The organism is Arthrobacter sp. TJ-170, from assembly GCF_058269305.1.
Genome location: NZ_JBZCNL010000006.1, coordinates 199438 through 224084 on the forward strand (window position 1 = coordinate 199438; position 24647 = coordinate 224084).

A 24647-nucleotide genomic window follows, 5' to 3' on the forward strand; every position below is an offset into this window, starting at 1 on the left:
GCGCCATACCAGCGCGCCTGGACACAAGGAAGTGCACCATGCCAATGAATTCACACGGCCCCAGCCTCGAAGGCGTCGCCCGCAAACCGCTGGGCAGGCGGTCTTTCCTCGGCCTGCTCGGCGGAGCCGCCTTCTTCGCCGCCTCCCCCACGTTCCTTACCGCCTGCAGTACCGGCGCGTCAGCTCCGCAGGCGACGACGGCGGGCGGCCTGGCTGACGCCGTCGCCAAGCTGGTGCCCAGCTACATTCCGATGGACCTGGTCCAGCCCGATATCCCGGGCGTCAACGGGTCCACCCCCGGCTTTACCACCATTCCCACCAAGCTGGTCAAGTCGGTCCCGAAGGCGCCCGGCAGCGGCGGCACCTACACGGCCATGACTCCGGCGTGGTGGGCAATTCCCCGCGGCTTGCCGGACAACGCCTACTACCAGGCCGTCAATGAGCGTCTCGGTGCCACCATCAACTTCCAGGCCAATGACGGCAACACATACGGTGACAAGATCCAGACCGTACTTGCCTCCCCACGCGACGTTCCCGACTGGGTGGTCATTCCCTCCTGGAACATCCCGCCGCGCTTCGGTCAGGCGGCCAAGGGCCTGTTCACGGACCTCTCCCCCTACCTGGCCGGCGACAAGGTCAAAAAGTATCCCAACCTCGCCAACATTCCGACGGCAGCCTGGAAGTACAGCTGCTTCGAGGGCGGCCTGTACGGGCTGCCGATGCCAACCACACTGCTCAACGACGCGTTCTTCTTCCGCAAGGACCTGTTCGACGAAATGGGACTGGAGCAGCCGAAGACTGCCGAGGAATACATCACCATCGCGAAGGAAGTCACCGATCCGTCGAAGAACCGCTGGGGATCCGAAGACGTCTGGAACGGCGCGCAGATCATGCACGGCGTTGTCCCCAAGTGGAAACTGGTGGACGGCACCCTGGTGCACAAGTTCGAGACCGAGGAGTACCGCGCCGCCCTGGAATGGATCGTGAAGCTGTTCAAGTCCGGCGCTGTCCACCCGGACGCCGTCGCAGGCAACGCGCAGCAGGCGAAGTCCCGGTTCGAGTCGGGTGCCACGCTCATGACGGTCGACGGCGTCGGTGGTTGGCATGAAGCGCTCGGCCGGGTCCTTCCCACCAACCCCGACTTCCAGATGCAGCCCATGGACTACTTCTCTCCCGACGGCGGCGATCCCGTCCTCTTCAGCGGCCAGCCCGCCGGCATCTTCAGTTTCATCAAGAAGACCGAGGACACCGCGAAGGTCGAGGAACTGCTGGCACTGGCCAACTTCATGGCCGCACCGTTCGGGACGGAAGAGAACCTCCTCATCAGCAGCGGCGTCGAGGGCAAGCACTTCAAGCGCGACGACCAGAACATCCCGCAGATGACCGACCTCGGCCGCGAGGAAGTCACCAGCACCTACCAGTTCCTCGTGAGCCCGCCGGCCGTCAACTCGCAGGTCCAGTACCCGGGCTTCGTCGAGGCGAAGACGGAATGGGAAGCACGGCAGGCAGCCTTTGTGCAGGAGGACGTCTTCTTCGGAATGCAGATCCAGGAGCCGCCTCAGTACGGTTCACTGGGCGCGCCGTTCGACGATCTCGCCAAGGACATCGCCCGCGGCCGCAAGAGCATCAAGGACCTCGATTCCGAGATAGAGACCTGGAAGCGGAACGGCGGCGAGGAACTCCGCGAGTTCTACGCCGGCTTCCTGACCGCGTAAACGCCGCCGCCATGACCACCACGAATCTCTCCCAAAACGGGCAGCGGACTGCAGAAACGCACGACGGCGTCACAAGCCCGCCTGCCCCGCCGCCGGTGCGGCGCAAACAGGGCCTGCGGACGCGGTTCCGCCGGGACCGCTCGCTCGTTCTCATGGCGCTTCCCGCCGTCGTTCTCCTGGCTGTCTTCGCCTACATACCGATGTTCGGCAACGTGGTCGCCTTCCAGAACTACTCGCCGTTCATCGGCATCCCGGCCAGTCCGTGGGTAGGCCTCGAGAACTTCGGGCGTGTGTTCAGGGATCCGGACTTCTGGAACGCCGTGCGGAACACTCTGATGATCACCGGTTTCCAGTTGGTGTTCTTCTTCCCCATCCCGATTGCGCTGGCGCTCCTGCTCAATTCGCTGCTTCAGCCGGCAATGCGGGCCACCATCCAGGCGATCGTCTACCTCCCGCACTTCTTCTCATGGGTGCTGGTGGTGTCGGTTTTCCAGCAGCTGCTGGGCGGTGCAGGACTCCTGAGCCAGATGCTGCGGGCAAACGGGTGGAGCGGCATGGACATCATGACAAATCCCGATACGTTCCTCTTCCTCATCACCTCACAGGCCGTCTGGAAGGACGCGGGGTGGGGCATCATCGTCTTCCTCGCCGCCCTGGCAGCGATCGATCCCGAGCAGTACGAGGCTGCGGCCGTCGACGGCGCCAACCGCTGGCGCCGCATGTGGCACGTGACGCTCCCCGGCCTGCGGTCGGTTATCGTCCTGCTGCTCATCCTCCGCCTCGGCGACGCGCTGACGGTCGGGTTCGAGCAGCTGATACTGCAGCGCGATGCGGTCGGCGCTGAGGCAGCAGAAGTGCTCGATACCTTCGTCTACTACACCGGCATCCAGAACGGCGACTGGAGCTACGCGGCTGCCGCCGGTCTCATCAAGGGCGTCATCTCGCTCGCCCTCATTCTCGCCGCCAACAAGGTGGCACATCTCTTCGGTGAAAACGGGGTGTATTCCAAGTCATGACAACGATCATCAAACCAGCCCCGGCCCGCCGGACAGGTGTTTCACGACCGGCATGGGAAGAAGAACCGGGAATAGCTGCCAAGGCAGGCAAGGCGGTGCTGCTGTGCCTCGTGGTGCTCGCGGTGCTCGGCCCGCTCTACACAATCGTGCTCACCAGCATCTCCTCGCAGGGCACCATCACCCAGGCGGGCGGCCTCGTCCTCATTCCGGGCGAGATCACGGTCGACGCCTACCGCCAGATCCTCAACGGCGGCGTCGTAACGCGCGCCGTGATGGTGAGTGTCGGCGTCACCGTCGTCGGAACGCTGCTCAGCATGGTGGTGTCGATCCTGTGCGCCTACGGCCTCTCACGGCCCGGCTCCTTCGCCCACACGCCGCTGCTGTTCACCCTGCTGATCACCATGTTCTTCAGCGCGGGCATGATCCCGTCCTACCTCCTGGTCTCAGGGCTGGGACTCATCAACTCCTACTGGGCGCTGATCCTGCCGAGCGCGGTGTCGGTCTTCAACATCATCATCCTGCGCGGATTCTTCATGGGCATCGACCGCGGGATTCTGGATAGCGCGCGCATCGACGGGGCGAGCGAGTGGCGCATCCTGGCCCAGATCGTACTTCCCATGTCGAAAGCGGTGACCGCCGTGATCGCGCTGTTCTACGGCGTCGGCTACTGGAATGCCTTCTTCAACGCGGTGCTCTACATCAATGACAGCGCCAAGAACCCGCTGCAGGTGGTCCTGCGCTCCTATGTGCTGCAGGGCGTATCCGTGCCGGGGCAGATTGACCTCGGCCAGGGCGTAGCACCCTCGCTCGCGCTGCAGATGGCCGTCATTGTGATCGCGATGGTGCCCATTCTCCTCGTCTATCCGCTCGTGCAGAAGCACTTCACCAAGGGCGTCATGATCGGCGCGGTGAAGGGATGACGGAGACGTCAGGGTCAGCGGGCGCTTGTGGTCTCGCGCTGCGCCAGGCTGGGAACGATCAGCCGGACCTCCACGGGCTTGTCCGAGTTGAGCCGGTCCATGACCATTTCGACGGCGGCACGGCCGATGTCGTGCGCGGGGATGGACACCGCGGTCCACGGTCTGACCGCAGCAAGGGCCACATCCTCGGGGGCGATCACCACCACGGAGATGTCCTCGGGAATACGCAGACCTCGTGCTGCCAGCGCCTCGTGCAGCAGCGGCAGCAGCCCCTCGTTATGGACCACGAGAGCCGTGACCGGGGCATCGCCGTCGAGCACTGCGTTGAGCGCCTCCGCGAGGGCCGGCATGGAGGCTTCGCAGGCGCGCAGCACAGAGTCCGCGCCGGCGGCATCGCAGGCCTCAGTGAATCCCTTCCTGGCGCGGTCCGCGTAGGTCGCGTGGCGCTCAAGGGAGGCCTGCGGGGACCCGATGAAGCCGATACTGCGGTGGTTCAGATCGACCAGGTGCCGCACGGCGGTGCGGGAGGCGCCGGCGAAATCGAAATCGACGCAGCTGAGCCCCTGCGGATCGTCGGGCAAGCCGATCAGCACCGCGGGCTTGCGCAGCTTCGCCAGAAGCGGGATGCGGGGGTCTCGGGCCTCGATGTCCATCATGAGAAGCCCGTCCACCATCGACTGCGACGTGACGCGTTCCAGCCCACCGGCGTCGTCCTGGGTCAGGAGGAGGACGTCCTGGTTGTAGGTGCGCGCGGTGGTGACAACAGCGGCGACGAACTGCATGATGACGCTGACGTTCACGTCAGCGCGCAGCGGTGCCATCAGCCCCAGCACGTTGGACCGGTTGGAAGCGAGCGCCCGCGCTCCGGAGTGCGGGCTGTAGTTCAGCTTCCGGATGGCGTTCTGGACGGCCAGCCGTGTCTCCTCCGAGATGGTCCGTTTGCCGCTCAGCACATAGGAGACGGTGCTCAGCGATACTCCGGCTTCCCGGGCGACGTCATTCATGGTGGCCACAGCTCCCATCCTATCTTCGACACCGTTCGATCCCTATCCATCGAGGAAACCAACGTGTGAGTGCAGAAGCGCTTCGACACTCACCCGCACACTTTCACGCACGAAATAGAGGAACAGCATGAAATTCACTGACGGTTACTGGATGTACCGCAAGGGGCTGACGGCCCTGCACCCGCGGGACATTTCCGACGTCGTTGCCACCGATTCGGGCCTGGAAGTCTATGCACCGACCCGGCAGATCAATGCGCGCGGCGATGCGTTGAACTGCCCGCAACTAACGGTTTCCTTCACGTCACCGCTTGAGGGCGTCATCGGCGTGACCATCGAGCACTTCCAGGGGACACTCGACCCCGGTCCCCGGTTCGATGTACAGGAAGCGCACCCCGCCGTCGACGTGTCGGTCGGTGAAACACACGCGACCCTCACCTCGGGCGCGCTGACCGCGTCTGTCAGTCTCACCGGCGACTGGACGGTTGACTTCACCGGTGAGGGCAGGCACCTGACCAGTTCGGTGCCGCGCAGCGTCGGTTTCATTACCGACGACGCCGGACGCTTCTTTGTGCACGAGCAGCTCGCCCTCGGCGTCGGTACCAATGTGTATGGCCTCGGCGAGCGCTTCGGGGCGTTCGTGAAGAACGGCCAGTCGGTGGATGTGTGGAATGAGGACGGTGGAACTTCGAGCGACCTCGCCTACAAGAACGTGCCGTTCTTCCTGACCAACTCCGGGTACGGGGTGTTCGTGAACCACCCGGAGCGCGTCTCGTTCGAAATCGGGTCCGAGGTCGTCTCACGGGCGCAGTTCAGCGTTGAGGGCCAGAAACTCCAGTACTTCGTTATTTACGGGCCCTCCCCGAAGAAGATTCTGCGCCGGTACACCGAGCTGACCGGCAGGCCCGCACGTATCCCCGCGTGGTCCTACGGTTTGTGGCTTTCCACCTCGTTCACCACGGACTATGACGAGAAGACCGTGATGTCCTTCATCGACGGGATGGCCGAGCGGAACCTGCCGCTCTCCGTCTTCCATTTCGACTGCCACTGGATGCGGGCGTTCCACTGGAGCGACTTCGTCTGGGACCCGGCCACCTTCCCCGATCCGGAGGGCATGCTGCGGCGGCTGCACGAACGCGGCCTGAAAGTCTGCGTGTGGATCAATCCGTACATTGCGCAGCGTTCCCACCTGTTCCGGGAGGGGCAGGAGCTCGGCTACCTGGTGCGCAGGGCTGACGGGTCGGTGTGGCAGTGGGATCTCTGGCAGGCCGGCATGGCCCTGGTGGACTTCACCAATCCCGATGCAGTCCTCTGGTACCAGGACAAGCTGCGGGTGCTGCTCGGGCAGGGAGTTGACTCCTTCAAGACCGACTTCGGCGAGCGCATCCCCACCGACGTCGTCTGGCATGACGGCTCGGATCCGCAGCGGATGCACAACTACTACACGCAGCTGTACAACGAAGCGGTGTTCGAGCTCCTCGAGAAGGAGCTGGGTGTCGGCGAAGCGGTCCTGTTTGCCAGGTCCGCGACCACGGGCGGACAGAAACTTCCCGTGCACTGGGGCGGGGACTGTGAATCCACGTTCGCCGCAATGTCCGAATCCCTGCGCGGCGGGTTGTCCCTCGCGTCCTCGGGCTTCGCGTTCTGGAGCCATGACATCGGCGGATTCGAGGGCACCCCGCAGCCGGAGATCTTCAAGCGATGGATAGCGTTCGGGCTGCTGTCCTCGCACTCGCGCCTGCACGGATCCAACTCCTACCGGGTGCCCTGGCTGGTCGATGAAGAGTCGGTGGACGTGCTGCGCCATTTCACGGAACTGAAGATGCGCCTGATGCCCTACCTGGCCGGTGCCGCGGAAGAGGCGTACTCATCGGGCACCCCGCTGATGCGCCCGATGTTCCTTGAATTCCCTGACGATCCGGGATGCGCCCACCTGGACCGGCAGTACATGCTCGGAAGCAGCCTCCTGGTTGCGCCGGTGCTGGAGGCCGACGGCGAGCACTCCTTCTACCTCCCCGAGGGAACGTGGACCCACCTCGAAACCGGCGAAACCCTGGAGGGTCCTCGGTGGCACAGCCGGTTCTTTCCGGTTCTGGAGGCTCCGGTATTCGTTCGGCCCGGAACGGTGCTGCCGATGGGCACGGTCTCAACCCGGCCGGACTACAACTGGGCAAGCAACGTCGAGTTCAGGGCGTTCGCAGTTGGGGAGGGGCATCGGAGCACTGTTCAGGTGCCTTCCCCCGACGGTTCCTTGACCTCCTACGAGGTGGCAGTTGCGCGGGGCGAGGTGAGCGCCGTCGTCGTGGGTTCGTAAGGGAAAGGAGAATCCTTTCTTTCCGCAGGTCGGGTGCTAGGGTCTACAGCATCCACACGGGTGCCCCATTGCAGGGGCTGAGATCGGGCTGATGCAGCCTGCGACCGTCGAACCTGTCCGGGTAATTCCGGCGAAGGAAGTAGGAACCTTGAGTAATTCACATTCGATCGCCTATGTCCGCGATCTGGAACACGATCTCGCTGTTCCAGTCACCGAGATAAGCCTCTCCCCCTCCCCCGACGGGACCGCGAACCCGCCTCTGCGCGTGTACCGCACGGCAGGCCCGGGCAGCGACCCGGTCCGCGGCCTGCCTCCGCTGCGGCGGCACTGGATCCAGGGCCGCGGTGACGCACAGCCCTACCGCGGCAGGGAGAGAAACCTGCACGACGACGGCAAGTCCGCAGTGCGTCGCGGCCGCGCCTCCCAGGAGTGGCAGGGTGAGCAATCGGTACCGCTGCGCTCCCGTGAAGGCCAAACGGTGACCCAGATGCACTACGCACGGAACGGCGTCATCACGGAGGAGATGCGGTTCGTCGCGCTGCGGGAGAACTGCGACGTCGAACTGGTCCGTAGCGAGCTTGCCGCCGGACGGGCGATCATCCCGAACAACATCAACCATCCCGAGTCCGAGCCCATGATCATCGGCAAGGCGTTCCTCGTGAAGATCAACGCCAACATCGGCAACTCCGCGGTGACCAGCTCCATCGCCGAGGAGGTCAGCAAGATGCAGTGGGCCACCCGGTGGGGAGCGGACACCGTCATGGACCTGTCCACCGGCGACGACATCCACACCACCCGGGAATGGATCATCCGCAACTCGCCCGTGCCGATCGGCACTGTTCCGATCTACCAGGCGCTGGAGAAGGTCAACGGCGAGGCCAATGAGCTGACCTGGGAAATCTTCCGCGACACCGTCATCGAGCAGTGCGAGCAGGGTGTGGACTACATGACCATCCACGCCGGCGTCCTGCTGCGCTACGTCCCGCTTACTGCGGAGCAGGTCACCGGCATTGTGTCCCGCGGCGGCTCCATCATGGCCGGCTGGTGCCTTGCCCATCACCGCGAGAACTTCCTGTACACCCACTTCGACGAGCTGTGCGAGATCTTCGCCCGCTATGACGTCGCGTTTTCGCTCGGGGACGGGCTGCGCCCCGGTTCCATCGCCGACGCGAATGACGCCGCCCAGTTCGCCGAGCTGGACACGCTCGCGGAATTGACGGAGCGGGCCTGGAAGTACGACGTCCAGGTGATGGTCGAAGGCCCGGGCCACATCCCTTTCCAGCTGGTACGGGAGAACGTGGAACGACAGCAGGAACTATGCCACGGCGCCCCGTTCTACACGCTGGGCCCGCTGGTCACCGACGTCGCACCCGGCTACGACCACATCACTTCAGCCATCGGGGCCACCGAGATCGCCCGCTACGGCACGGCGATGCTCTGCTATGTCACCCCGAAGGAACACCTCGGCCTGCCCAACAGGGACGACGTGAAGACCGGCGTGATCACCTACAAGATCGCCGCCCACGCCGCTGACCTGGCCAAGGGCCATCCCGGCGCATCGGAGCGGGACGACGCGCTGTCGAAGGCCCGGTTCGAGTTCCGCTGGCGCGACCAGTTCGCGCTTTCCCTCGACCCGGACACCGCCGAGGAATTCCACGATGAAACGCTCCCCGCCGAGCCGGCGAAGACCGCCCACTTCTGCTCGATGTGCGGTCCGAAGTTCTGCTCCATGCGCATCTCCCAGGACATCCGTGACCAGTTCGGTGGAGTGTCCGCGCAGGAAGCCATAGCGGGCATGGCGGGCAAATCAGCCGAATTCCGTGCCGCCGGCAGCAAGGTCTACCTCCCGGCTCCGGCCCTGCCTCACTCATAGGAGCATCATTCAACGGACGACGGCGGCCGGTTCCCTTCGGGGAACCGGCCGCTCCATGATACGGCGCCTGGGATCTGCGGAAGTACTAGGCTTCCTGCCGCACTGCCAGCCAGTCTCCGTGGTGGGTGATGTCGGCGCCCTGAGCGGCGGCAACCGCATCACAGGCGAATCCAACTGCGGAAGAACCATCCTGCAGCCGCACCGAACCGAGCAGCATCGGCTCGGGCAGGGCCGCTAGGAACCGGCCCAGCGCCGCCTCCGAGAGCAGCCAGCGCTCACCGACGAGCTCAGCTCCGTCCTCCGACCGGTAAACCCCCGGCTTCGGGGGCTGGGTATCCAGGGACACCATCCGGTACCGGGCAGCGGTTCGCACGGGCCCATCCCAGAACGCTCCGAGGGCTTCCAGTTCCCGTGCAAGCGGCTGGCCCAGGCGATGCGCACCGACCACAACGAGGGGTACCGCCGTCGCTCCTGCAGCCAGGGGCCAAGGCGTGCCGGGTGCCGTCAGACGGACCGCCGCACCATCGGCGAACAGTGCCGGCGAAGTCGGCGTGTCCTCGATCCTGCGTGCGATGTCCGCCACCACGGCGTCGTCAAAGGTACGTCCCACCACCGTCAGGCCGAACTGGGAACCTTCCACCTCCCCGGCCGGCACGGCGACCGCACACAGATCGAACAGGTTGCAGAAGTTCGTATACGTCCCCATCCGCGAGTTGACCCCCACGGGATCCGCGGCCACCTCGGCCAGCGTCGGGTGGAACGGTGCCGTGGGAACAATCAGCGCATCGAACCCGTCGAGCAGTTCCATCGCCTGCGTCCTCAGCCTCTCCAGCCTTGCCGTGTCTGCGACATACCGGTGGGCAGGCACGTCACCGGCCCTGCCGATGATTCCGCCCACGGTTGGGTCCAGACCTTCCGGGTTCCCGGATAGACCCGAGGCCGTTTTCACGAACTCACCGACGGCCGCATACCGCTCGGCCACCAGGCCGCCGTCGTACAGCAGGCGCGCGGCTTCGAGGAAGACGTCGAACTCGATCGCTTCGGCAACCACGCCCTCATCCTCAAGCCGGGTGATCCGGCGCCCGAACTCGTCAGCCCAGGCCTCGGGCAGCTCCGGCAGCCGCGCCGGATAAGCAACCCGCGGCGCGCTTGGTGCTGCCAGCCGGATATCCGCCGGCCAGGGCCGTGCACTCCCTGCCATCACGCCCATGGCCAGTTCGGCGGTGGTCAGTTCCCGCGCGAAGATCGTGACTGCGTCCCAGGAACGGCATGCCGGTACGACGCCGTCAGTAGAGACGACATTCAACGTCGGCTTGATGCCCACGATCCCCTGAAGCCCTGCGGGCACCCGGCCGGAACCGGCGGTGTCGGTGCCGATCGCAATGTCCGCCAGGCCCAGTGCCACAGCCACTGCCGAACCGGAACTGGAACCGCCGGAGATCCGGTCCGGGCGCCGCGAATCGCGGACGACTCCGTGCGGGCTCCGTGTGCCGACAAGCCCGGTGGCGAACTGGTCCAGGTTGGTGACCCCGAGGACGATCGCTCCTCCCGCCTTCAGCCGGGCTACAGCGGGGGCATCGGCTTCGGGCAGGTAGCCGAAACCAGGGCACGCCGCGGTGGTGGATATGCCCTGGACGTCCACGTTGTTCTTCACCGCCAGGAGCAGGCCCGCCAAAGGCAGTTCCTCGCCGGCCGCCACAGCCGTGTCGACCGCGGCAGCCTCCGCCAGCAACTCGTCGCCGTCCCGTAGCGCAATCCAGATCTCGGGCCGCTGCACGGCCTCCACTGCGGCAAGAGCTGCGCGGACCCGCTCGGTGGCGGCCGTCGTCGTGGTTGTTATGGCGCTCATGCTGTTACTCCTTCAAGTTCCCTGTCGCCTTCGACGTCGGCGTCCTGAGCGCTGCCCAGGACCACCACGGCCTCGCCGGCTACTACCTGCGCTCCCGCCGCGGAAAGGACGCTGACTACCACCCCGTCGTCAGGGGCGGTCAGTGCGGTTTCCATCTTCATCGCCTCGAGGGAGACCAGGGTCTGGCCGCGGACCACCCGCTCGCCGACTTCCACATCCACCTTCCATACACTCGCCGCGAACGGCGCGGAGACCAGGGACCCCCCGTCAGGAACCACCACGTCATCCGTGGCGGGTACGACGACGGCGGCAGCGTCTGCGCGGTCGAACTCGCCGGCATCGGCCCAGGCTTGCCGTTCCCCTGCGAACGCGGCCGCCTGCTGGGAACGGAACGCCGCGATGGAGGCGCGGTTCTCCTCGAGGAACAGCTCGTGCTCGGCGAGGGAGAAGGTGCCGTCCTCTATCTCGACGCCGCTTCCCCTGCCGGCTGCCATATCCGCGCGCAGGTCCAGCAGCTCCTCAGGGCTTACCGGATACCAGGAGATGCGGTCGAAAAATCGCAACAGCCAGGGGGAACCCGGTTCGAACGGCGCGGAATCGGCATAGCGGGACCACACCTGGGTGGTGCGTCCCACGAACTGGTAGCCGCCGGGGCCTTCCATGCCGTAGATGCACATGTAGGCGCCACCGATTCCTACTGCGTTTTCGGGGGTCCAGGTCCGCGCCGGGTTGTACTTCGTGGTCACCAGGCGGTGCCGCGGATCCAGCGGTGTGGCCACGGGTGCGCCGAGGTACACATCACCCAGTCCGAGGACCAGGTACTCGGCATTGAAGACGGTATCGAACACCTCATTCACCGACTCCAGCCCGTTGATCCGCCGGATGAACTCGATGTTCCACGGGCACCAGGGGGCGTCGTCGCGAACGCCGGCCATGTAGCGTTCGATCGCCTCGCGGGTGGCTGGGTCGTCCCATGACAATGGCAGGCGGACCGAACGGCTGGGCACCACCAGCTCCGAACTCGCGGGCAGGGCCTGCTCAATTTCCTGCACCAGGCCCAGCAAGCGGCGGGTGGGCAGGACGGACGGATCAACCTTGATCTGCAGGGAACGGATACCCGGAGTCAGGTCCACGATGCCGGGCAGCTGTAACCCGGCGATGTGCTGGTGAAGGGCATGGACACGTGCCCGCAGACCGAGGTCCAGGACCATGTCGCCGAACTCGACCAGGAGATTGTCGTCGCCGGAGCGACGGTAGGTGACTGCAGGCCGTCCGGTATTTTCCGGCACCCGGCCGAGTACGCCGTCGTCGCCGTCGCCCCGTCCCGTAGCGGCACTGTTCCCATTGGTTGCCCAGGCCACATCACCGGGCAGGATCAGCTGCCGGCCGGGTCCAAGATCCTTGATGGAGGCTGTTTGACTCACCTGGACGGGCACAAACCGGACCCTGTCGCCGGGCCGTAGTTGGCCGAGCTTCCAGCGGTCTGCCGCCACCACGGTGACGGGGCAGACGAACCCGCCCAGACTCGGCCCATCGGGCCCAAGCAGGATCGGGGTGTCACCGGTGAAGTCCAGGGCTCCCACCGAGTAGGCGGTGTCGTGGATATTGGAGGGATGGAGACCCGCTTCGCCGCCGTCGTTCCGGGCCCAGCGCGGCTTCGGTCCGATCAGCCGGACGCCCGTGCGGGCAGAGTTGAAGTGCACCTCGTACTTGGCTGAGTAAAGCTCCTCGATGTCTTCGCGCTGGAAGAACTCCGGGGCTCCGTGTGGTCCCTCGACCACGGTGAGTTCCCAGTCGGTAGTGAGGACCGGGCGGGAATCGAGTGGAACCGGACCGTGCGGCCGCGCGACCTCCCCGGCAACCGGCTCGGTCGGGACCGCGCGGAGCACGTCGCCCGTGCGCAGCGCCCTGCCGGCGTGGCCGCCGAACTGTCCCAGTGTGAACGTGGACGCGCTGCCGAGATATTCGGGGATGTCCAGGCCTCCCTCGAACAGGATGTACCCGCGGAGGCCGGCACCGTCGGCGGTACCGACGTCGAGTGTTCCGCCCGCCGGTACGGTGAGCGGCTCCCAGGCGGGTGCAGCTTTGCCGTCCACGCTAACGAGGACATCGGCACCCACCACGCACACGGTGGTGTTATGGGTGAAGTGCAGCCTGGGGCCTGCCATGGTGAATTCCAGGCCCGCAGTACCTTCCGGATTGCCAAGCGCCACGTTGCCGAGGCGGAAGGACAGGTCATCCATGGGACCGCTCGGTGGGACGCCCACCTGCCAGAGTCCGGTGCGTCCAGGCCAGTCCTGGACGGTGGTCTGCAGGCCGGGCCGTTCCACTGTTATCCGGGGCTCGGGATCACCGACGCTGTCGAGCGTGCTCGTCGAGTGCAGGACGCTGCGGACGACGTCGAGGCCGCTGACTGCGCGAAGCATGCCGAGGTTGGTTTCGATGCCGTCAATGCGTGTCACGCTCAGAGCCGCAGCCAGCCGGTCGAAGGCCTCGTCACGGCTGGCTCCAGCTGTAATGATCTTTGCCAGCAGGGGGTCGTAATTGGTGGAGACCTCGCTGCCCGTCTCTACCCAGGCATCAACGCGAGCGCTTGAGGCGTCGGGATAGACGGCATTGGTAACGGTTCCGGCGCTGGGCTGGAAACCCCGGGCGGGATCCTCGGCGTAGAGGCGAGCCTCGACTGCTGCGCCGGACACGGGCACACTGTCGGGCATGTCTGCGAGGACGGCGGCGGCGTCCTCGCCGCCCTGGGCCAGGCGAAGCATCCATTCGACGAGGTCCACTCCCGTGACGGCCTCGGTGACCGGGTGCTCCACCTGGAGCCGGGCGTTGACCTCCAGGAAGGACGCTTCCCCGCGGACCGGATCGTAGACGAATTCCACAGTTCCGGCGGAGCGGTACTTCAGGGAGGCGCAGAGCGCGCGTGAGCTGCGATGCAGTTCCTCGCGCAGATCATCCGCCAGATCGGGTGCGGGTGCTTCCTCCAGAACCTTCTGGTGCCTGCGCTGCAGGGAGCAGTCACGGTCCCCCAGGCTGACTACCCGGCCTTTCCCGTCACCGAAGATCTGCACCTCCACGTGCCGCGCGTTCTCGACGTAGCGTTCGGCGAAGATGCCTGCGGTGCCGAAGCTGGCGCTGGCCATGCGGGCGACGCGGGGGAAGTTCTCGGCGAGTTCGTGTTCGTTGCGGCAGATTGTCATTCCGATCCCGCCGCCGCCGCCGGTTGCCTTGAGCATCAGCGGGTAGCCGATGTTTGCTCCGGCTGTCAGGGCCGCATCGACGTCGGGCAGCAGTCCGGACCCGGCGATCATGGGTACGCCTGCCTCACGTGCGGCGTCGCGCGCGGTGTGCTTGGTGCCGAAAATTCGCAGTTGTTCAGCAGTGGGTCCCACAAAGACCAGGCCCGCGCGCTCCACGGCCTCAGCGAAGTCTGCATCCTCGGAGAGAAAGCCGTAGCCGGGGTGGATGGCGCCGGCCCCGGTTGAAGCGGCGGCAGCCAGCAGTGCGTCCACCCGAAGGTACGAGTCCTTGGCGGGGGCCGGGCCCAGGAGGACAGCCTCGTCCGCGAGTTGCACGTGGCGCGCGCCGCGGTCGGCTTCTGAGAAGACGGCAATGGTGCGCAGTCCGAGATCGCCTGCCGACTCGATGATCCGGCAGGCGATCTCGCCGCGGTTGGCGACCAGCAGGGTGTCGAAGCGGGTCACTGTGAAACCTCCGGACGGGTGATTATCATTCGGACGGGAGTTGGGTTGAAGCCGTTGCACGGGTTGTTGATCTGCGGACAGTTCGAAACGAGGACCAGGGTGTCCTCTTCTGCCCGGAGTGCCACGCGCTTGCCCGGAGCAGACAGCCCGTCAACGATCCCGAGAGCGCCGTCAGGGTCCACCGGCACGTTCATGAACCAGTTGATGTTGGAGACCAGGTCCCGTTTACCGAGCCCCCAGCGGGAGCCTTCAATGAGGAAGTTTTCGACGCAGGCGTGCTGCTCGCGGGTGTGCTGGCCGTAGCGAAGGGTGTTCGACTCCTGCGAGCAGGCCCCGCCGATGGTGTCGTGCACGCCCACCTCATCGGCAACCACCGTCATCAGTGCCGCACCGGTGTCGGCGCGGAGCACTGATCCGGTGGTGAGGACGATGGACTGCTGTGCGGCGATGGTTGTTGCTGCGGAGTAGCGTACTGAGGTATCTCCGGCGGCGTAGAGCAGGCAATCCACGGCCTGGTTTCCCTCCAGGTCAACGATCGTCAGCACATCGCCTGCCCTGACCACCGCAGACCAGGGACCGCGGGCCTCGACGAACTCATCGAGGACGACTGCGCCCGGTACAAGGGCGGTGCTGCCGGCTTCCGGCTTGGTTTCCTGGATTTCCGTGACGGGGTTCATCGGGCGTTCCTTGCTGTGAGGTCGTGTTCGGTGTTGTTCAGCGCCTGGAGGTGTTCCGGTGAGAGCGGACCGGCGAGCTGCCCCTCAGCCAACGCGTCGAGGTCCTCGGGCGCGCTCCAGGCGAGAATGTCGACGGCGGTGCCGGTGAAGCGCGGCCGCGGGTCCAGCGGGTGCGCAGTATTGGCCAGCACCAGCACGGCGTCCATTTGGAGCAGCAGGTCCACCGAAGCACCGGGACCGGCGCTTCCGGTGAACGCGATAGTGCCGGCTGGGTCAACGGTGATGCCCTTGAAGAAAGACAACGACGGCGCCACGTCCCGGGGGCCGAGACCACACTTGAGTGCCCCCAGGGTGAGAAGCTCACGGGCTGCCGGTGATGCACTGTGCGCACTGCCCGTACCGTACCGGGCGGTGTTGCCTGCCACGGTGGTGGCGCCGGTGAGGGCGTCGTGGCTGGAAGAGGTATCCGCCACAATGGTGGACATCAGGCGCCCCGCGTCGGACAGCAGGGGGTGGCCGAGTGTCGGATACGCCTGCCACGGAACCTTCACTGTGTCCGCAATGTTCAGGCGCTCATGCATTGCTCCCGCCCGGTAGAGGAGGCTGTGCACGCAGGCGTCCCCGCTTGTGTCCGTGATCCTCACACGTGTCCCGCGTGCCAGCGGGAGGGTGGTGTAGCGGCCGAAGGCAAGGGATTCGCTCCAGACCAGGCGGTGGCGGCCGCCGTCGGGCAGCCCGGCGGTCAAATCCTCAGGTGCGGAAGCAGCGGGAACATGGCGCATGGTGTCGGCGGAGCGTCCGTGCTGGCTGCGGGCGTGCGCGCGGGCACCGGCCGTGGTGGCCGTGCCGGTCGGTGCGGTTTCTACTGTCTGTGTCATATCAATCCTGTAAGTGGTACGGGTACGTGCGGAGCGGACGGGTTTCAGGCCTTCACGGCCAGGGTGCGGCGGCGGACCCAGATCCCGAGGAACAGGACCAGTCCCACCATCAGCGGCGCCGAATAGAGCAGGATCCCGTTCTCCCCGGAGGGGTCGTAGACCTCGGGTCGGGGCCAGGCCAGGTTGAGCACCATGACGGCGCCGTAGAGGACGGCGAGGATGTTTACGGGAAGCCCCCAGCGCCCCAGGGAGAAGAGGCCGGCGGGCATGGTCTGCCCAACGCCGTTCCAGTCACCGCGCAGGCGGTTGATCAGCTGGGGCACAGTGACCATCAGGTAGGCGAGGTACACCATGACAATGCAGACGCTGGTGAGGGTGGTGAAGAGAGCAGCGTTTCCGACGTTGATGCCGAGCACTGCTACGGCGAGGGCGCCGATGGCGATGGAGGGCCACATCGGTGTGCCGCGGGTCGGATGGACGGAGGACAGCAGTGCGGAGGCCGGGAGCTTGCCGTCCCGGGCCATCGAGAAGACCAGCCGTGATCCGGCGGTCTGGATGGCCAGGGTGCAGACGAAGATGGCCACGGCAACGTCCACCAGGAGCACCTTGCCCCAGAAGGTTCCCAGGACTGCCGTAAGCACGTAGGGAAGCCCCTCGGTGGCGAGTCGGCCGTCGTCAAGGCTGGGTGCCGCCATCAGCGCGGTGATGATCATGAGCGCTCCACCGATGCCGGAGATGATGAGCGCCGAAAGAATGGTCCGGGGAGCAGTCCGGCGCGGATCCTTCGTTTCCTCGGACAGTTCTCCTGCGGAGTTGAAGCCGACCATCACATATGCGGCCATCAGGCCGGACACCAGGAACGCGCCCACGGCACCCAACTCGGAGCCCTGGAGGACTGTGGTTTCCATGACCACGTCGGGACCGCGCTGCGCGGCAGTCGCCAGAGCGAGGACAACCGCTATGACGCCCACGATCTCGCAGGTGACGCCGATCGAGTTGACGTGGGACATCAGCTTGACGCCGAGGCAGTTGATGATCGTCGTGGCGATGAGGAGGCCCGCACCGAGGACGACGGCGTTCGTGGCGCCGGTTACGGTGTTCAGTGCAGGGTCCCCGCCTACGAGCTGGAAGCCGTCCCAGAGCTGGGGCAGCACTACCTGCAGCGCGATGGCGGCAGCAGCGGCGGTGACCACCTGGGCCAGTGCCATGAACCAACCGGCGAACCAGCCGACGGTTTCACCGCCGACGCGCCGAGACCACTGGTAGACCGCCCCCGAGAGGGGGTACCGCGCGGCCAGCTCGGCGAAGTTGAGGGCGACCAGGAGCTGTCCCACAAGCACCACGGGCCAGGTCCAGAAGAAGGCGGGGCCGGCGAAGGAGTAGCCAAAGGCGAAGAGCTGGAAGATGGTCGTCAGGATCGAGACGAAGGAGAAGCCGGCCGCGAAAGACGCGTATCGCCCCAGCTTGCGGTGCAGGGCAGGTTCATAGCCGAGGGAAGAAAGGTCGGCATCGTCCGCATGTGCGGACGCGGGGAGAGCAGTGGACGTCATCGGGATCTCCGTAGCTGGAACGGGACAGGCAGTGGATCGTTCCGGCAAATGCAGCGATGAAGCCGATAGCTGCTGAATACCGGTCACTTGATAGTTTTCCAAGCGGATATGCCCGAACGGTTTCACCTCTGTGAAAGGCTCATTGAGAGCTTGTTTCCCGGATATTTCGCCTTTCTCACCAACTGGGGCCACCCGGATCGTGCCTCAGGAGTGATGCAAGAATGATGCAGTGACCACAGGACCGGGCCGCCCCCGCAAACAGCAGTCCTCCCGGCCCGGAGCGACCGCCATCGATGAGATTCTCGACGCCGCCGCGGAACTTTTCACCACACAGGGCTTCGCGAACACATCAACGCGTGCCATCGCCGACGCCGTCGGAATCCGTCAGTCCTCTCTGTACCATCACTTCAAAACCAAGGACGACATCCTCGAAGTCCTGCTCTCCGGCACGGTCGCAGGCGGGCTGGCGTTCGCCCGCGAGATCACCGGGGACCGTCCTCCACACGAGAAACCACTCGCCACGGCTGCCCGCCTACATGCAACGGCGCTTTACGACGGAACCCAACTGTGCGCCGCTCGCTGGAACCTGGGCGTCCTCTACCACCTGCCGGAAGCGCGAAGTGAGCGCTTCAGCAGCTTCCTGGAGGACAGGCGGGAACTACGGGGCCTGTATCAGCGCCTCGGCGCAGAGCTTCCCGGGAGCGGCGCATCCGACGCCGCCCATAACGGTGACCTGGCTTTCCGGCTGATCGAGTCTCTGGTGAGCCTGCGGGCCGATGGGCTGAGCACGCCGGACTCCCCGATGCAGGTGGCAGACGCCGGCATCATTCTTTGCGGCCTGGGCGACCGGTTGAAGGAGATCCGCGCGGAAAGCAGGGCGCTCATTGCCGCCCACGGTACGGTCCACGCAGACGCCGTTCCCTGCGCAAATACCGAGAGGTGACGCCGCCGTCGTCGTTCCTACTTCTTGGCCACCGATTCGGCCATGAATTCGGCGACGACCTGTTGGGAGATGGCGACGTCGAGGACAAAGACGCCGTCGTCGTTGGCGGCCAGCCAGTCGCTCAGTTCCGTGAGGTCCGCCAGGGTGCGGGCTTTGGCGCCCTCGGCACCGAGGGCTCGCCCGACGGCGGCGAAGTCCACTTCATCGATCAGCATCGCCTCGTTGTGCAGTCCCTTGGCCGCGTACTGGTGCAGTTCGGCGCCATAGGCTGAGTCATTCAAAACCACCACCACTCCCCTGCGGGTGGCGCGGAGGAACGTCTCGAAGTCCGCCAACCCCATCAGGCCGCCTCCGTCGCCGCTGACCAGGACGGTGGTGCGCTCCGGCCGCGCCACAGAGACCCCCGCGGCGGACCCGAAGCCCATGCCGATGGCCTGAAAGGCCGTGCCGACGAGGATCATGGCGTGCGGATCCGGCACCGACAGATACATCGGCGCCCAGCCGATGAAGTGCCCGCCATCCATGACCACCGACCGCTCTACCGGCAGGATACTCTCCAGGGCAGCGACCACCGCCCGCGGATTCAGCCGTCCGTCGGGGCCGAACTCGACCGGATCCTCTATGGGCGAGGAAGAATGGAACTCCTCCCCGGCGACCTCGGGAACGCCGTCGCGCCACGTGGTCGGTGCTTCCTGCACCCGCTCCAGCAGGCTTTCAACGAAGGGGCGGATGTCGGCGCGGATGTAGTCCACGACGATCGGATGATGCTCGTCAGGTTCGTTGTCCACCCGGATAATGCGTGTTTCCGGCGGGAAGAGGGTTCCGTAGCGCGTCTGGAAGATGTTCATGCTCGCTCCCACCACCAGCACGACGTCGGCCTGGCGTGCCACGTCGAGGCGGTGGCGTCGGGTGAATCCGCCCGCGACGCCAAGGTCCCACTCGCTCTCGAACGCGTTGATCGCCATCACTGAGGTCATGAAGAGCGCGCCGAGGCGGTCACCGATGGTCCGCAGCGCAGCGGCTGCGTCCGCGAGCACGACACCGCGGCCGGCGATTACCACCGGACGCTGCGCCGAGGCGAGCAGGTCGGCGACGCGTTCGAGGTCATCCGTTTTGGGTGGCCACTCTGCCTTGGCGGGCAGCGGGTCGAGGGGTTCGGATTCGGTGAGCGGTGCCGTGGCCAGGTCATAGGGGATGGCGACGATGACGGGCTGCACCGTCTGCAGCGCCAGGTCGAAGGCGCGATGGGTGATTTCGGCTGCGTTGCCGGGATGGGCAACGAGCGTGGTCACGCCGACCGCTTCGGCGGCCATCGTCTGGTCGAGGTCGAAGTTCCGCGGCCCGCTGGACGGCGCGTCGCCGACAACAAGGACCAGTGGGATGCGGGCAAAGCGCGCCTCGGCAAGGGTTGTATAGGCGTTCGTGAAACCGGCGCCGTACGTAGTGGTTGCTGCGGCGACTCCGCCGGTCGCCCGGTGATACGCGTCAGCCATCGCGACGGTAGCGGATTCATGCCGTGCGGAAGTGAACGGAAAGCCGCGCCTCGTGAGCCGGCTGATCAGGTGCGCATTGCCGTTGCCCATGAGCCCGAACAGGTGCCCGGCCCGCTCCGCGACCGCGTCAGCCACCGCCGCCGAAACGTGGCCCTCATCCGGAAGCGTGGGAGTCTTGCCGGACTGTGGAACGTGTGTGCTGGCGCTCGTCATTGGTTCTATCCACTCCTTCGTGTCGTCGTGAATAGGTTATCGGTCATGGGCAGGCCGCTCGCATCGGGTGCCGAAAACGCCACCGGCCAGCGACGCGGCGACGCTGGCCGGCCAATGGGAGTCCCTTGGCACCTGGGAAGCCGTGGGCGGTGCCCCGCGTCGGCCGTGATGCTACTCAGTCCCCGGCATGGTCCGGTCGACGCCCGGACAGATCCTCCACCGCCTGCTCGATGCCCACAGCCTCGCGTTCGACGTCCTCCATGTACAGCTTGCCAGCCGTGATCAGGCCACCCCTGATCTCGAAAAGGGTCACTCCGCGCACCTGGACCGATTGACCGTCGGTGCGATTACCGAACCAGAACCATTCGGTCCATGTGGTGTTCCCGTCCTCGACCGAGCGGATCAATTCTGCGTGGAGGTCAGGAATCCCGGCCAACATTGCCGCCCAATTCGCGCGCATTTGTTCCCTGCCCACAAAGGCCCGGCCAGGGTGGGCAGGCTGCTCGCTATGGTATTTCTCGTGGAACAGCGCCGCTGCCGCTTCGAGATCGTGCGTGTTCAACGCCGCCACAAGCCGATCTATAACTTCACGCATCTGGGCTATCCTTTCGGCTGACTGGTTCCCTTTGATCCTTCGATTCCCTGCCCGAAGAACTGCAGGTGCACCTTGTCCATTGATCAGTCAGGCGAAGCTGACGGTTCGGCCACCGGTCCCGGCCCCCCGATCGTCTGGACGAGAAACGTCTCGTCGTACTTGCATCCGTCCGGGACGTCCGAGAGGTTGTCCTCATCGGAAGGTAAGAAGCCCCCACCCAGCGCGACAGGAACCTGAAGGGCGATCCGATGATCCCCGGAGCGGATCACCAACTCGTCGGCACCCTCCAGCGAACTGCCCTGCGGAAAGAGCATCGTCACTTCCTGGCCGTCGAAGGTGCGACCGGCAACGCAGGAGTGCTCATTGAGAAAGAGTGTGCCCTCGAAGAGCGCTTCCATGACGGCGTCCACCGGCCCGGTACGCGACACCACCAGCAGCTCACCGTTGGGTCCTGATTCCGTACCGGGCTTGGGCTGCGGGATCCAGGCACATCCGGAGGTCAGCACGATGAGCGCAATTCCCCAGGCTCGAAGGAGTGCTCGCGACATGGAACCAGAGTAGCCCGCCCGAACGTCGCGCATCCTTCAACTTTCCCGCCCGGCACATTCTGGGTTCGGGTAGAACCACGAACGAAGGATCCAGAAGAGACGCCTTATGGTTCAGTAGCGCAGGAGCGCTACTGCATCGGTTTCCTTGGGAAGTTCATCCGGCGATACAACATGGACAATCCCTCCGTGTTGCAGTGTCTCGGTTGCGGCGACGCCCAAGAGATCCTCTCCCCGGAATTCGAAGACGGGCCCTGTCTCAAGTCTGTCAGCCTCGCTGTCGTAATGCCCCCAGATCGGCTCGCCGTCGTTAATGAGTAAAGTGCCGACCCGCCCCTGGTGTGATGCGCGAACGATGTCCCCGATATGGCTCGTTGCTGCATTGTCGCCTCTGCCCAGAAGCTCAGCGGCGTTGGTGATGGCTTCCATCTGTCCGCTTTCCAGCCGTTCCTTCGCCTGCTCGTAAGCCAGATTGTGCAGCGCTGAAGTATCAAGTGAGCTCGGATTGGTCTCCACGACGCCCGCCAGGAGCTCGCCAAGGCCGCTCGCTTGCTGGAAATGCCCGCTGAGTTCAGCATCCGCGACGAGCACCAGGGGTTGGGGGTCCGAGGAAAGCCGATTCTCAACCGCCTTCGCCACGTCGGCGACGAATTCCTGGAGGCGTGCTTTCCGGAAATCAGGTGGGCTGTCTCCATAAACCTGTGCATTCGGAATGTTCGCTGTCCCTACATTGGGACGCGCAGGAGGACTGGCCTGCACCGGATTCTCATAATCGTTTTCCACTGACGTTCTCTCAGGAAGACCGGCGGTTGTGTCCTCAGTGATTTCATAACGTGACGCATCGAAGAGAACAGCTTCATCGGCCGTCACTGTCAGGACGGAAAAGCGACCGTCTGCAGCCAGGAGGGGCAGCAGAGGCCTGATATGAAACTTCTCTCCCACCACCACGAGTTCCTCGAAGCTGAGGGGAACCCTGAACTCTCTTGTTTGTTCCGTGTTGATGAAAAGAGCCAATCCAGTGTTCTGGTGCTGCCAAAAATCGCGGTCTTCCAGAAGGGCGACGGCGGGCTCAAGGATAGAGTCGGCGTCTGCTTCTGACAGGTCTGCGGCGATGAGCCTTGTCCGGGCCTCGGCCAGGAGATTCTTCAGGCGAATGGGGTCCTGCCGCACTTCTTTCCCTTTGGGATGTGTCTGCATGAAAATCGATACCGCAGTGGTTGAGTCAATGGTCATCAGTCGGGTCAGATCGGTTTGCGTGAACAATTCAAGGTCCTTCCGCAGAGCGTGTTCCGTACTGCCTTAGCGGTGACAACTGACGGCGGACTCGATCTCACCGGTCAGTTCCTCACTACCTTCGACGCTACTGTTTGTATTCGCTGCTGGCCACCCTCCCAGCTGCGTAATTGATCTCGATCGTTGTTAGAGTGTGCTTCCGTTTGGTGCCGGTTGGGGCTATGTTTCCGTTCATGCGAGCCCTCTCCCAGACCGGTCTGATCATGGCCGTGTCCACGGTGTTGTTCGGCGCCGCTGCGTGTTCTGCACCGTTTCCCCTGGTGCCCGATCAGGCGCCGAACGCGAGCGCCGTCCAACAGTCGTTGGAGGCCGCTGATTACGGGGTGCACCTCGCAGCGCTGCAGGACATCGCCGATTCGAATAATGGGAACCGTGCAGCAGGTACATCCGGATACGAGGAGTCCGCCCAATATGTCGAGGCGGTCCTTCAGGAAGCCGGTTATACGCCCGTCCGGCAACCCTTCTCTTACCAGGACGACGGCGAATGGGTCGAATCCTTCAACATACTGGCCGACACGCCCGGCAGCGATGCCCACACCATCGTCGTCGGAGGTCATCTGGACTCGGTGCTCAAGGGCCCAGGAATCAACGACAACGGCAGCGGTGTTGCAGCGATGCTGGAAGTTGCCAGGTGGATCGCCGCGGCCGGCGAAGAGCCTGCCAACCGCGTGCGGTTCGCCTTCTGGGGTGCCGAGGAGGATGGCCTGGAAGGTTCCACGCACTACGTGAATCAGTTGACCGACGCTCAAATCGATCAGACTGCGATGAACCTGAACATCGATATAGCGGGATCACCTAACGGCGCGCGTTTTGTCCATGATGGCGACGGATCCACCTTCGGCGGCCGGTATCCCGACGGTTCGGCTCAGATCGAGGAAATGTTCCTCGACTATTTCGCCACATCCGGCCTAAGCGTCGAACCCGCGGTCTTAGACGGAGGGTCCGACTACGCCGCATTCGAAGAAGCCGGCATACCCGTGGGCGGCCTCTTCACAGGCGACGTAGGAATCAAAACGGCGCAGGAAGCACAAGCGTATGGCGGAACTGCCGGCGAGCAACATGACCCGTGCTACCACCGACGCTGCGACACATTGGACAACGTCGACGTTGACTTGCTCGCCGAAATGACAGCCGCCCTTGCACATGTGACCGCGGCGTTCGCCTCTGCCACACCCAAGTGAATCTACCTCGATCCCTGGGAGTACTTGGGCATGCTTGCCGGGGTGTAGTCCAAATCGAAGGATCTGCCGCGATGCTGGAAAGGGAATTCGCTTCGGAGAACCAGGCAGCGTCACGTCCAAGTAGAGAAAGGGTAACGCCGCGATAACGGAGACCGCGACGGCGGTAACGGGTCGATAGCTCTCGTGGGTTCTCTCTACTAAGCCTGCTTACGGTGTTGGGAGGGGCTGAACAAACCCAACCGCACGACGGGCCGGCTCGCGCCGCCGGACCCGAACCCAAAGGAGGAGTCATGGGCACTATGACCAAGCAGACCTGGATGAAGAGAGCCGCCGCGCTGTCGATCCTGCCGATCACTGCATTCGGGCTCGCAGGGTGTAACACCCGAACAGGGCACCGATGTGGAGGACATCTCCGAGGGCGACATCGCGGAAACTTCACCGGTACCTGAAGAAACGGTAGCCGAACCCATGCCGGGTTTTGCCGGCCCGTATGACCAGAACTTCTACGACGAAGCCGACGCCTACGTGGGCCAGGAGGTCACAGTCTCCGCGGAGGTGACGGAAACCCTCTCGGATGACACGTTCGTGATTGCCGGTGCCGCCGGCACCGCCGTTGATCCGCTGCTGATCCTCGAGATGGAGGAGATTCCTCCTCTCGATGAGGGCCAGGTCGTCGAACTGACCGGCACAGTCCAGCAAGGGTTTGACGTCGTGACCGCGGAGGAGAAGCTGGGGATCGACCTGGAGGACGAGCTCTACGCCGACTATGTGGGAGAGCCCTACATTGAGGCCACGAGTGGAGAGATCCTCGAGGACGAGTAATCATCGCCCGCCATCCCAGTAAGTAACGGACGTCTCGAGGGGGAACGTGGGCCGACCACATG

Annotated in this window: 18 protein-coding genes and 1 riboswitch; of the genes, 8 read left to right on the top strand and 10 right to left on the bottom strand. The window is 64.8% G+C overall.

Going from position 1 to position 24647, the window contains the following annotated elements:
• Positions 1-38 precede the first annotated feature (38 nt).
• Genes AC4D1W_RS12785 through AC4D1W_RS12795 form a run of 3 tightly spaced genes read left to right on the top strand, consistent with a single transcriptional unit; the run spans position 39 to position 3651 of the window.
• Positions 39-1715, top strand: coding sequence for an extracellular solute-binding protein (locus AC4D1W_RS12785; RefSeq protein WP_490898981.1), 1677 nt, complete (start codon positions 39-41; stop codon positions 1713-1715).
• 11 nt (positions 1716-1726) lie between these two features.
• Entirely contained in the window at positions 1727-2731 is a 1005-nt protein-coding gene (locus AC4D1W_RS12790) for an ABC transporter permease (RefSeq protein ID WP_490898982.1), read from the top strand.
• Positions 2728-3651, top strand: a complete 924-nt coding sequence (locus AC4D1W_RS12795; protein WP_490891811.1) for a carbohydrate ABC transporter permease — start codon at positions 2728-2730, stop codon at positions 3649-3651. Before AC4D1W_RS12790 ends, AC4D1W_RS12795 begins: the two co-directional genes overlap by 4 nt.
• A 14-nt stretch (positions 3652-3665) precedes the next feature.
• Here the strand turns inward: AC4D1W_RS12795 and AC4D1W_RS12800 are convergent, their stop codons facing one another.
• A complete protein-coding gene (locus AC4D1W_RS12800) occupies positions 3666-4673 on the bottom strand; it encodes a LacI family DNA-binding transcriptional regulator (RefSeq protein ID WP_490898983.1) in 1008 nt (335 codons plus the stop codon).
• A 109-nt stretch (positions 4674-4782) separates the two neighbouring features.
• Between AC4D1W_RS12800 and yicI the strand changes: the two genes are divergently transcribed.
• Both yicI and thiC read left to right on the top strand, forming a co-directional pair.
• Complete coding sequence (gene yicI, locus AC4D1W_RS12805) at positions 4783-6966, top strand: alpha-xylosidase (protein ID WP_490898984.1); 2184 nt, start codon at positions 4783-4785, stop codon at positions 6964-6966.
• Positions 6967-7012: 46 nt separating this feature from the next.
• Positions 7013-7122: riboswitch (TPP riboswitch) on the top strand.
• Positions 7115-8839, top strand: coding sequence for a phosphomethylpyrimidine synthase ThiC (thiC, locus tag AC4D1W_RS12810; RefSeq protein WP_490898985.1), 1725 nt, complete (start codon positions 7115-7117; stop codon positions 8837-8839). (Overlaps the previous riboswitch by 8 nt.)
• An 85-nt stretch (positions 8840-8924) precedes the next feature.
• Here thiC and atzF read toward each other — a convergent pair whose 3' ends face one another.
• From atzF to AC4D1W_RS12835, 5 genes are read right to left on the bottom strand one after another with little or no spacing between them, the layout of a single operon-like run.
• On the bottom strand, positions 8925-10688 hold the full coding sequence (atzF, locus tag AC4D1W_RS12815; protein WP_490898986.1) for an allophanate hydrolase: 1764 nt from the start codon (positions 10686-10688) through the stop codon (positions 8925-8927).
• Positions 10685-14395 carry an urea carboxylase gene (uca, locus tag AC4D1W_RS12820; protein ID WP_490898987.1) on the bottom strand — a complete coding sequence of 1237 codons (3711 nt, stop codon included), beginning with the start codon at positions 14393-14395 and terminating at the stop codon, positions 10685-10687. Before uca ends, atzF begins: the two co-directional genes overlap by 4 nt.
• Positions 14392-15072, bottom strand: coding sequence for an urea amidolyase associated protein UAAP2 (locus AC4D1W_RS12825; protein ID WP_490898988.1), 681 nt, complete (start codon positions 15070-15072; stop codon positions 14392-14394). Before AC4D1W_RS12825 ends, uca begins: the two co-directional genes overlap by 4 nt.
• A complete protein-coding gene (locus AC4D1W_RS12830) occupies positions 15069-15950 on the bottom strand; it encodes an urea amidolyase associated protein UAAP1 (RefSeq protein ID WP_490898989.1) in 882 nt (293 codons plus the stop codon). The genes AC4D1W_RS12825 and AC4D1W_RS12830 overlap by 4 nt, the downstream gene beginning before the upstream one ends.
• 44 nt (positions 15951-15994) lie before the next feature.
• Positions 15995-17500: an amino acid permease gene (locus AC4D1W_RS12835; RefSeq protein WP_490898990.1), complete on the bottom strand. Its 1506-nt coding sequence runs from the start codon at positions 17498-17500 to the stop codon at positions 15995-15997.
• Between the two features lie 229 nt (positions 17501-17729).
• Here AC4D1W_RS12835 and AC4D1W_RS12840 point away from each other — a divergent pair, with 229 nt between their 5' ends.
• Positions 17730-18443 carry a TetR/AcrR family transcriptional regulator gene (locus AC4D1W_RS12840; RefSeq protein ID WP_490898991.1) on the top strand — a complete coding sequence of 238 codons (714 nt, stop codon included), beginning with the start codon at positions 17730-17732 and terminating at the stop codon, positions 18441-18443.
• Between the two features lie 17 nt (positions 18444-18460).
• Here the strand turns inward: AC4D1W_RS12840 and AC4D1W_RS12845 are convergent, their stop codons facing one another.
• The 4 genes from AC4D1W_RS12845 to AC4D1W_RS12860 form a co-directional block, all read right to left on the bottom strand.
• Complete coding sequence (locus tag AC4D1W_RS12845) at positions 18461-20149, bottom strand: thiamine pyrophosphate-binding protein (protein ID WP_490898992.1); 1689 nt, start codon at positions 20147-20149, stop codon at positions 18461-18463.
• A 175-nt stretch (positions 20150-20324) separates the two neighbouring features.
• Positions 20325-20744: a nuclear transport factor 2 family protein gene (locus AC4D1W_RS12850; RefSeq protein WP_490898993.1), complete on the bottom strand. Its 420-nt coding sequence runs from the start codon at positions 20742-20744 to the stop codon at positions 20325-20327.
• Positions 20745-20827: 83 nt separating this feature from the next.
• The gene (locus AC4D1W_RS12855; protein WP_490891798.1) at positions 20828-21292 is read right to left on the bottom strand and encodes a hypothetical protein; all 465 of its coding nucleotides are present in this window, start codon (positions 21290-21292) and stop codon (positions 20828-20830) included.
• A 111-nt stretch (positions 21293-21403) separates the two neighbouring features.
• The gene (locus AC4D1W_RS12860) at positions 21404-22552 is read right to left on the bottom strand and encodes a baeRF3 domain-containing protein (RefSeq protein WP_490898994.1); all 1149 of its coding nucleotides are present in this window, start codon (positions 22550-22552) and stop codon (positions 21404-21406) included.
• 203 nt (positions 22553-22755) lie between these two features.
• Here AC4D1W_RS12860 and AC4D1W_RS12865 point away from each other — a divergent pair, with 203 nt between their 5' ends.
• The gene (locus tag AC4D1W_RS12865; RefSeq protein WP_490898995.1) at positions 22756-23763 is read left to right on the top strand and encodes a M20/M25/M40 family metallo-hydrolase; all 1008 of its coding nucleotides are present in this window, start codon (positions 22756-22758) and stop codon (positions 23761-23763) included.
• A gap of 399 nt (positions 23764-24162) precedes the next feature.
• Positions 24163-24585, top strand: coding sequence for a hypothetical protein (locus AC4D1W_RS12870; RefSeq protein WP_490898996.1), 423 nt, complete (start codon positions 24163-24165; stop codon positions 24583-24585).
• Positions 24586-24647: the final 62 nt, after the last annotated feature.

What these genes read in the sequence shown, in the direction of transcription:
- AC4D1W_RS12785 (WP_490898981.1), top strand. Translation starts at nt 39, where the DNA reads ATGCCAATGAATTCACACGGCCCCAGCCTCGAAGGCGTCGCCCGCAAA.
- AC4D1W_RS12790 (WP_490898982.1), top strand. Translation starts at nt 1,727, where the DNA reads ATGACCACCACGAATCTCTCCCAAAACGGGCAGCGGACTGCAGAAACG.
- AC4D1W_RS12795 (WP_490891811.1), top strand. Translation starts at nt 2,728, where the DNA reads ATGACAACGATCATCAAACCAGCCCCGGCCCGCCGGACAGGTGTTTCA.
- AC4D1W_RS12800 (WP_490898983.1), bottom strand. Translation starts at nt 4,673, where the DNA reads ATGGGAGCTGTGGCCACCATGAATGACGTCGCCCGGGAAGCCGGAGTA.
- yicI (WP_490898984.1), top strand. Translation starts at nt 4,783, where the DNA reads ATGAAATTCACTGACGGTTACTGGATGTACCGCAAGGGGCTGACGGCC.
- atzF (WP_490898986.1), bottom strand. Translation starts at nt 10,688, where the DNA reads ATGAGCGCCATAACAACCACGACGACGGCCGCCACCGAGCGGGTCCGC.
- AC4D1W_RS12825 (WP_490898988.1), bottom strand. Translation starts at nt 15,072, where the DNA reads ATGAACCCCGTCACGGAAATCCAGGAAACCAAGCCGGAAGCCGGCAGC.
- AC4D1W_RS12830 (WP_490898989.1), bottom strand. Translation starts at nt 15,950, where the DNA reads ATGACACAGACAGTAGAAACCGCACCGACCGGCACGGCCACCACGGCC.
- AC4D1W_RS12835 (WP_490898990.1), bottom strand. Translation starts at nt 17,500, where the DNA reads ATGACGTCCACTGCTCTCCCCGCGTCCGCACATGCGGACGATGCCGAC.
- AC4D1W_RS12845 (WP_490898992.1), bottom strand. Translation starts at nt 20,149, where the DNA reads ATGACGAGCGCCAGCACACACGTTCCACAGTCCGGCAAGACTCCCACG.
- AC4D1W_RS12850 (WP_490898993.1), bottom strand. Translation starts at nt 20,744, where the DNA reads ATGCGTGAAGTTATAGATCGGCTTGTGGCGGCGTTGAACACGCACGAT.
- AC4D1W_RS12855 (WP_490891798.1), bottom strand. Translation starts at nt 21,292, where the DNA reads ATGTCGCGAGCACTCCTTCGAGCCTGGGGAATTGCGCTCATCGTGCTG.
- AC4D1W_RS12865 (WP_490898995.1), top strand. Translation starts at nt 22,756, where the DNA reads ATGCGAGCCCTCTCCCAGACCGGTCTGATCATGGCCGTGTCCACGGTG.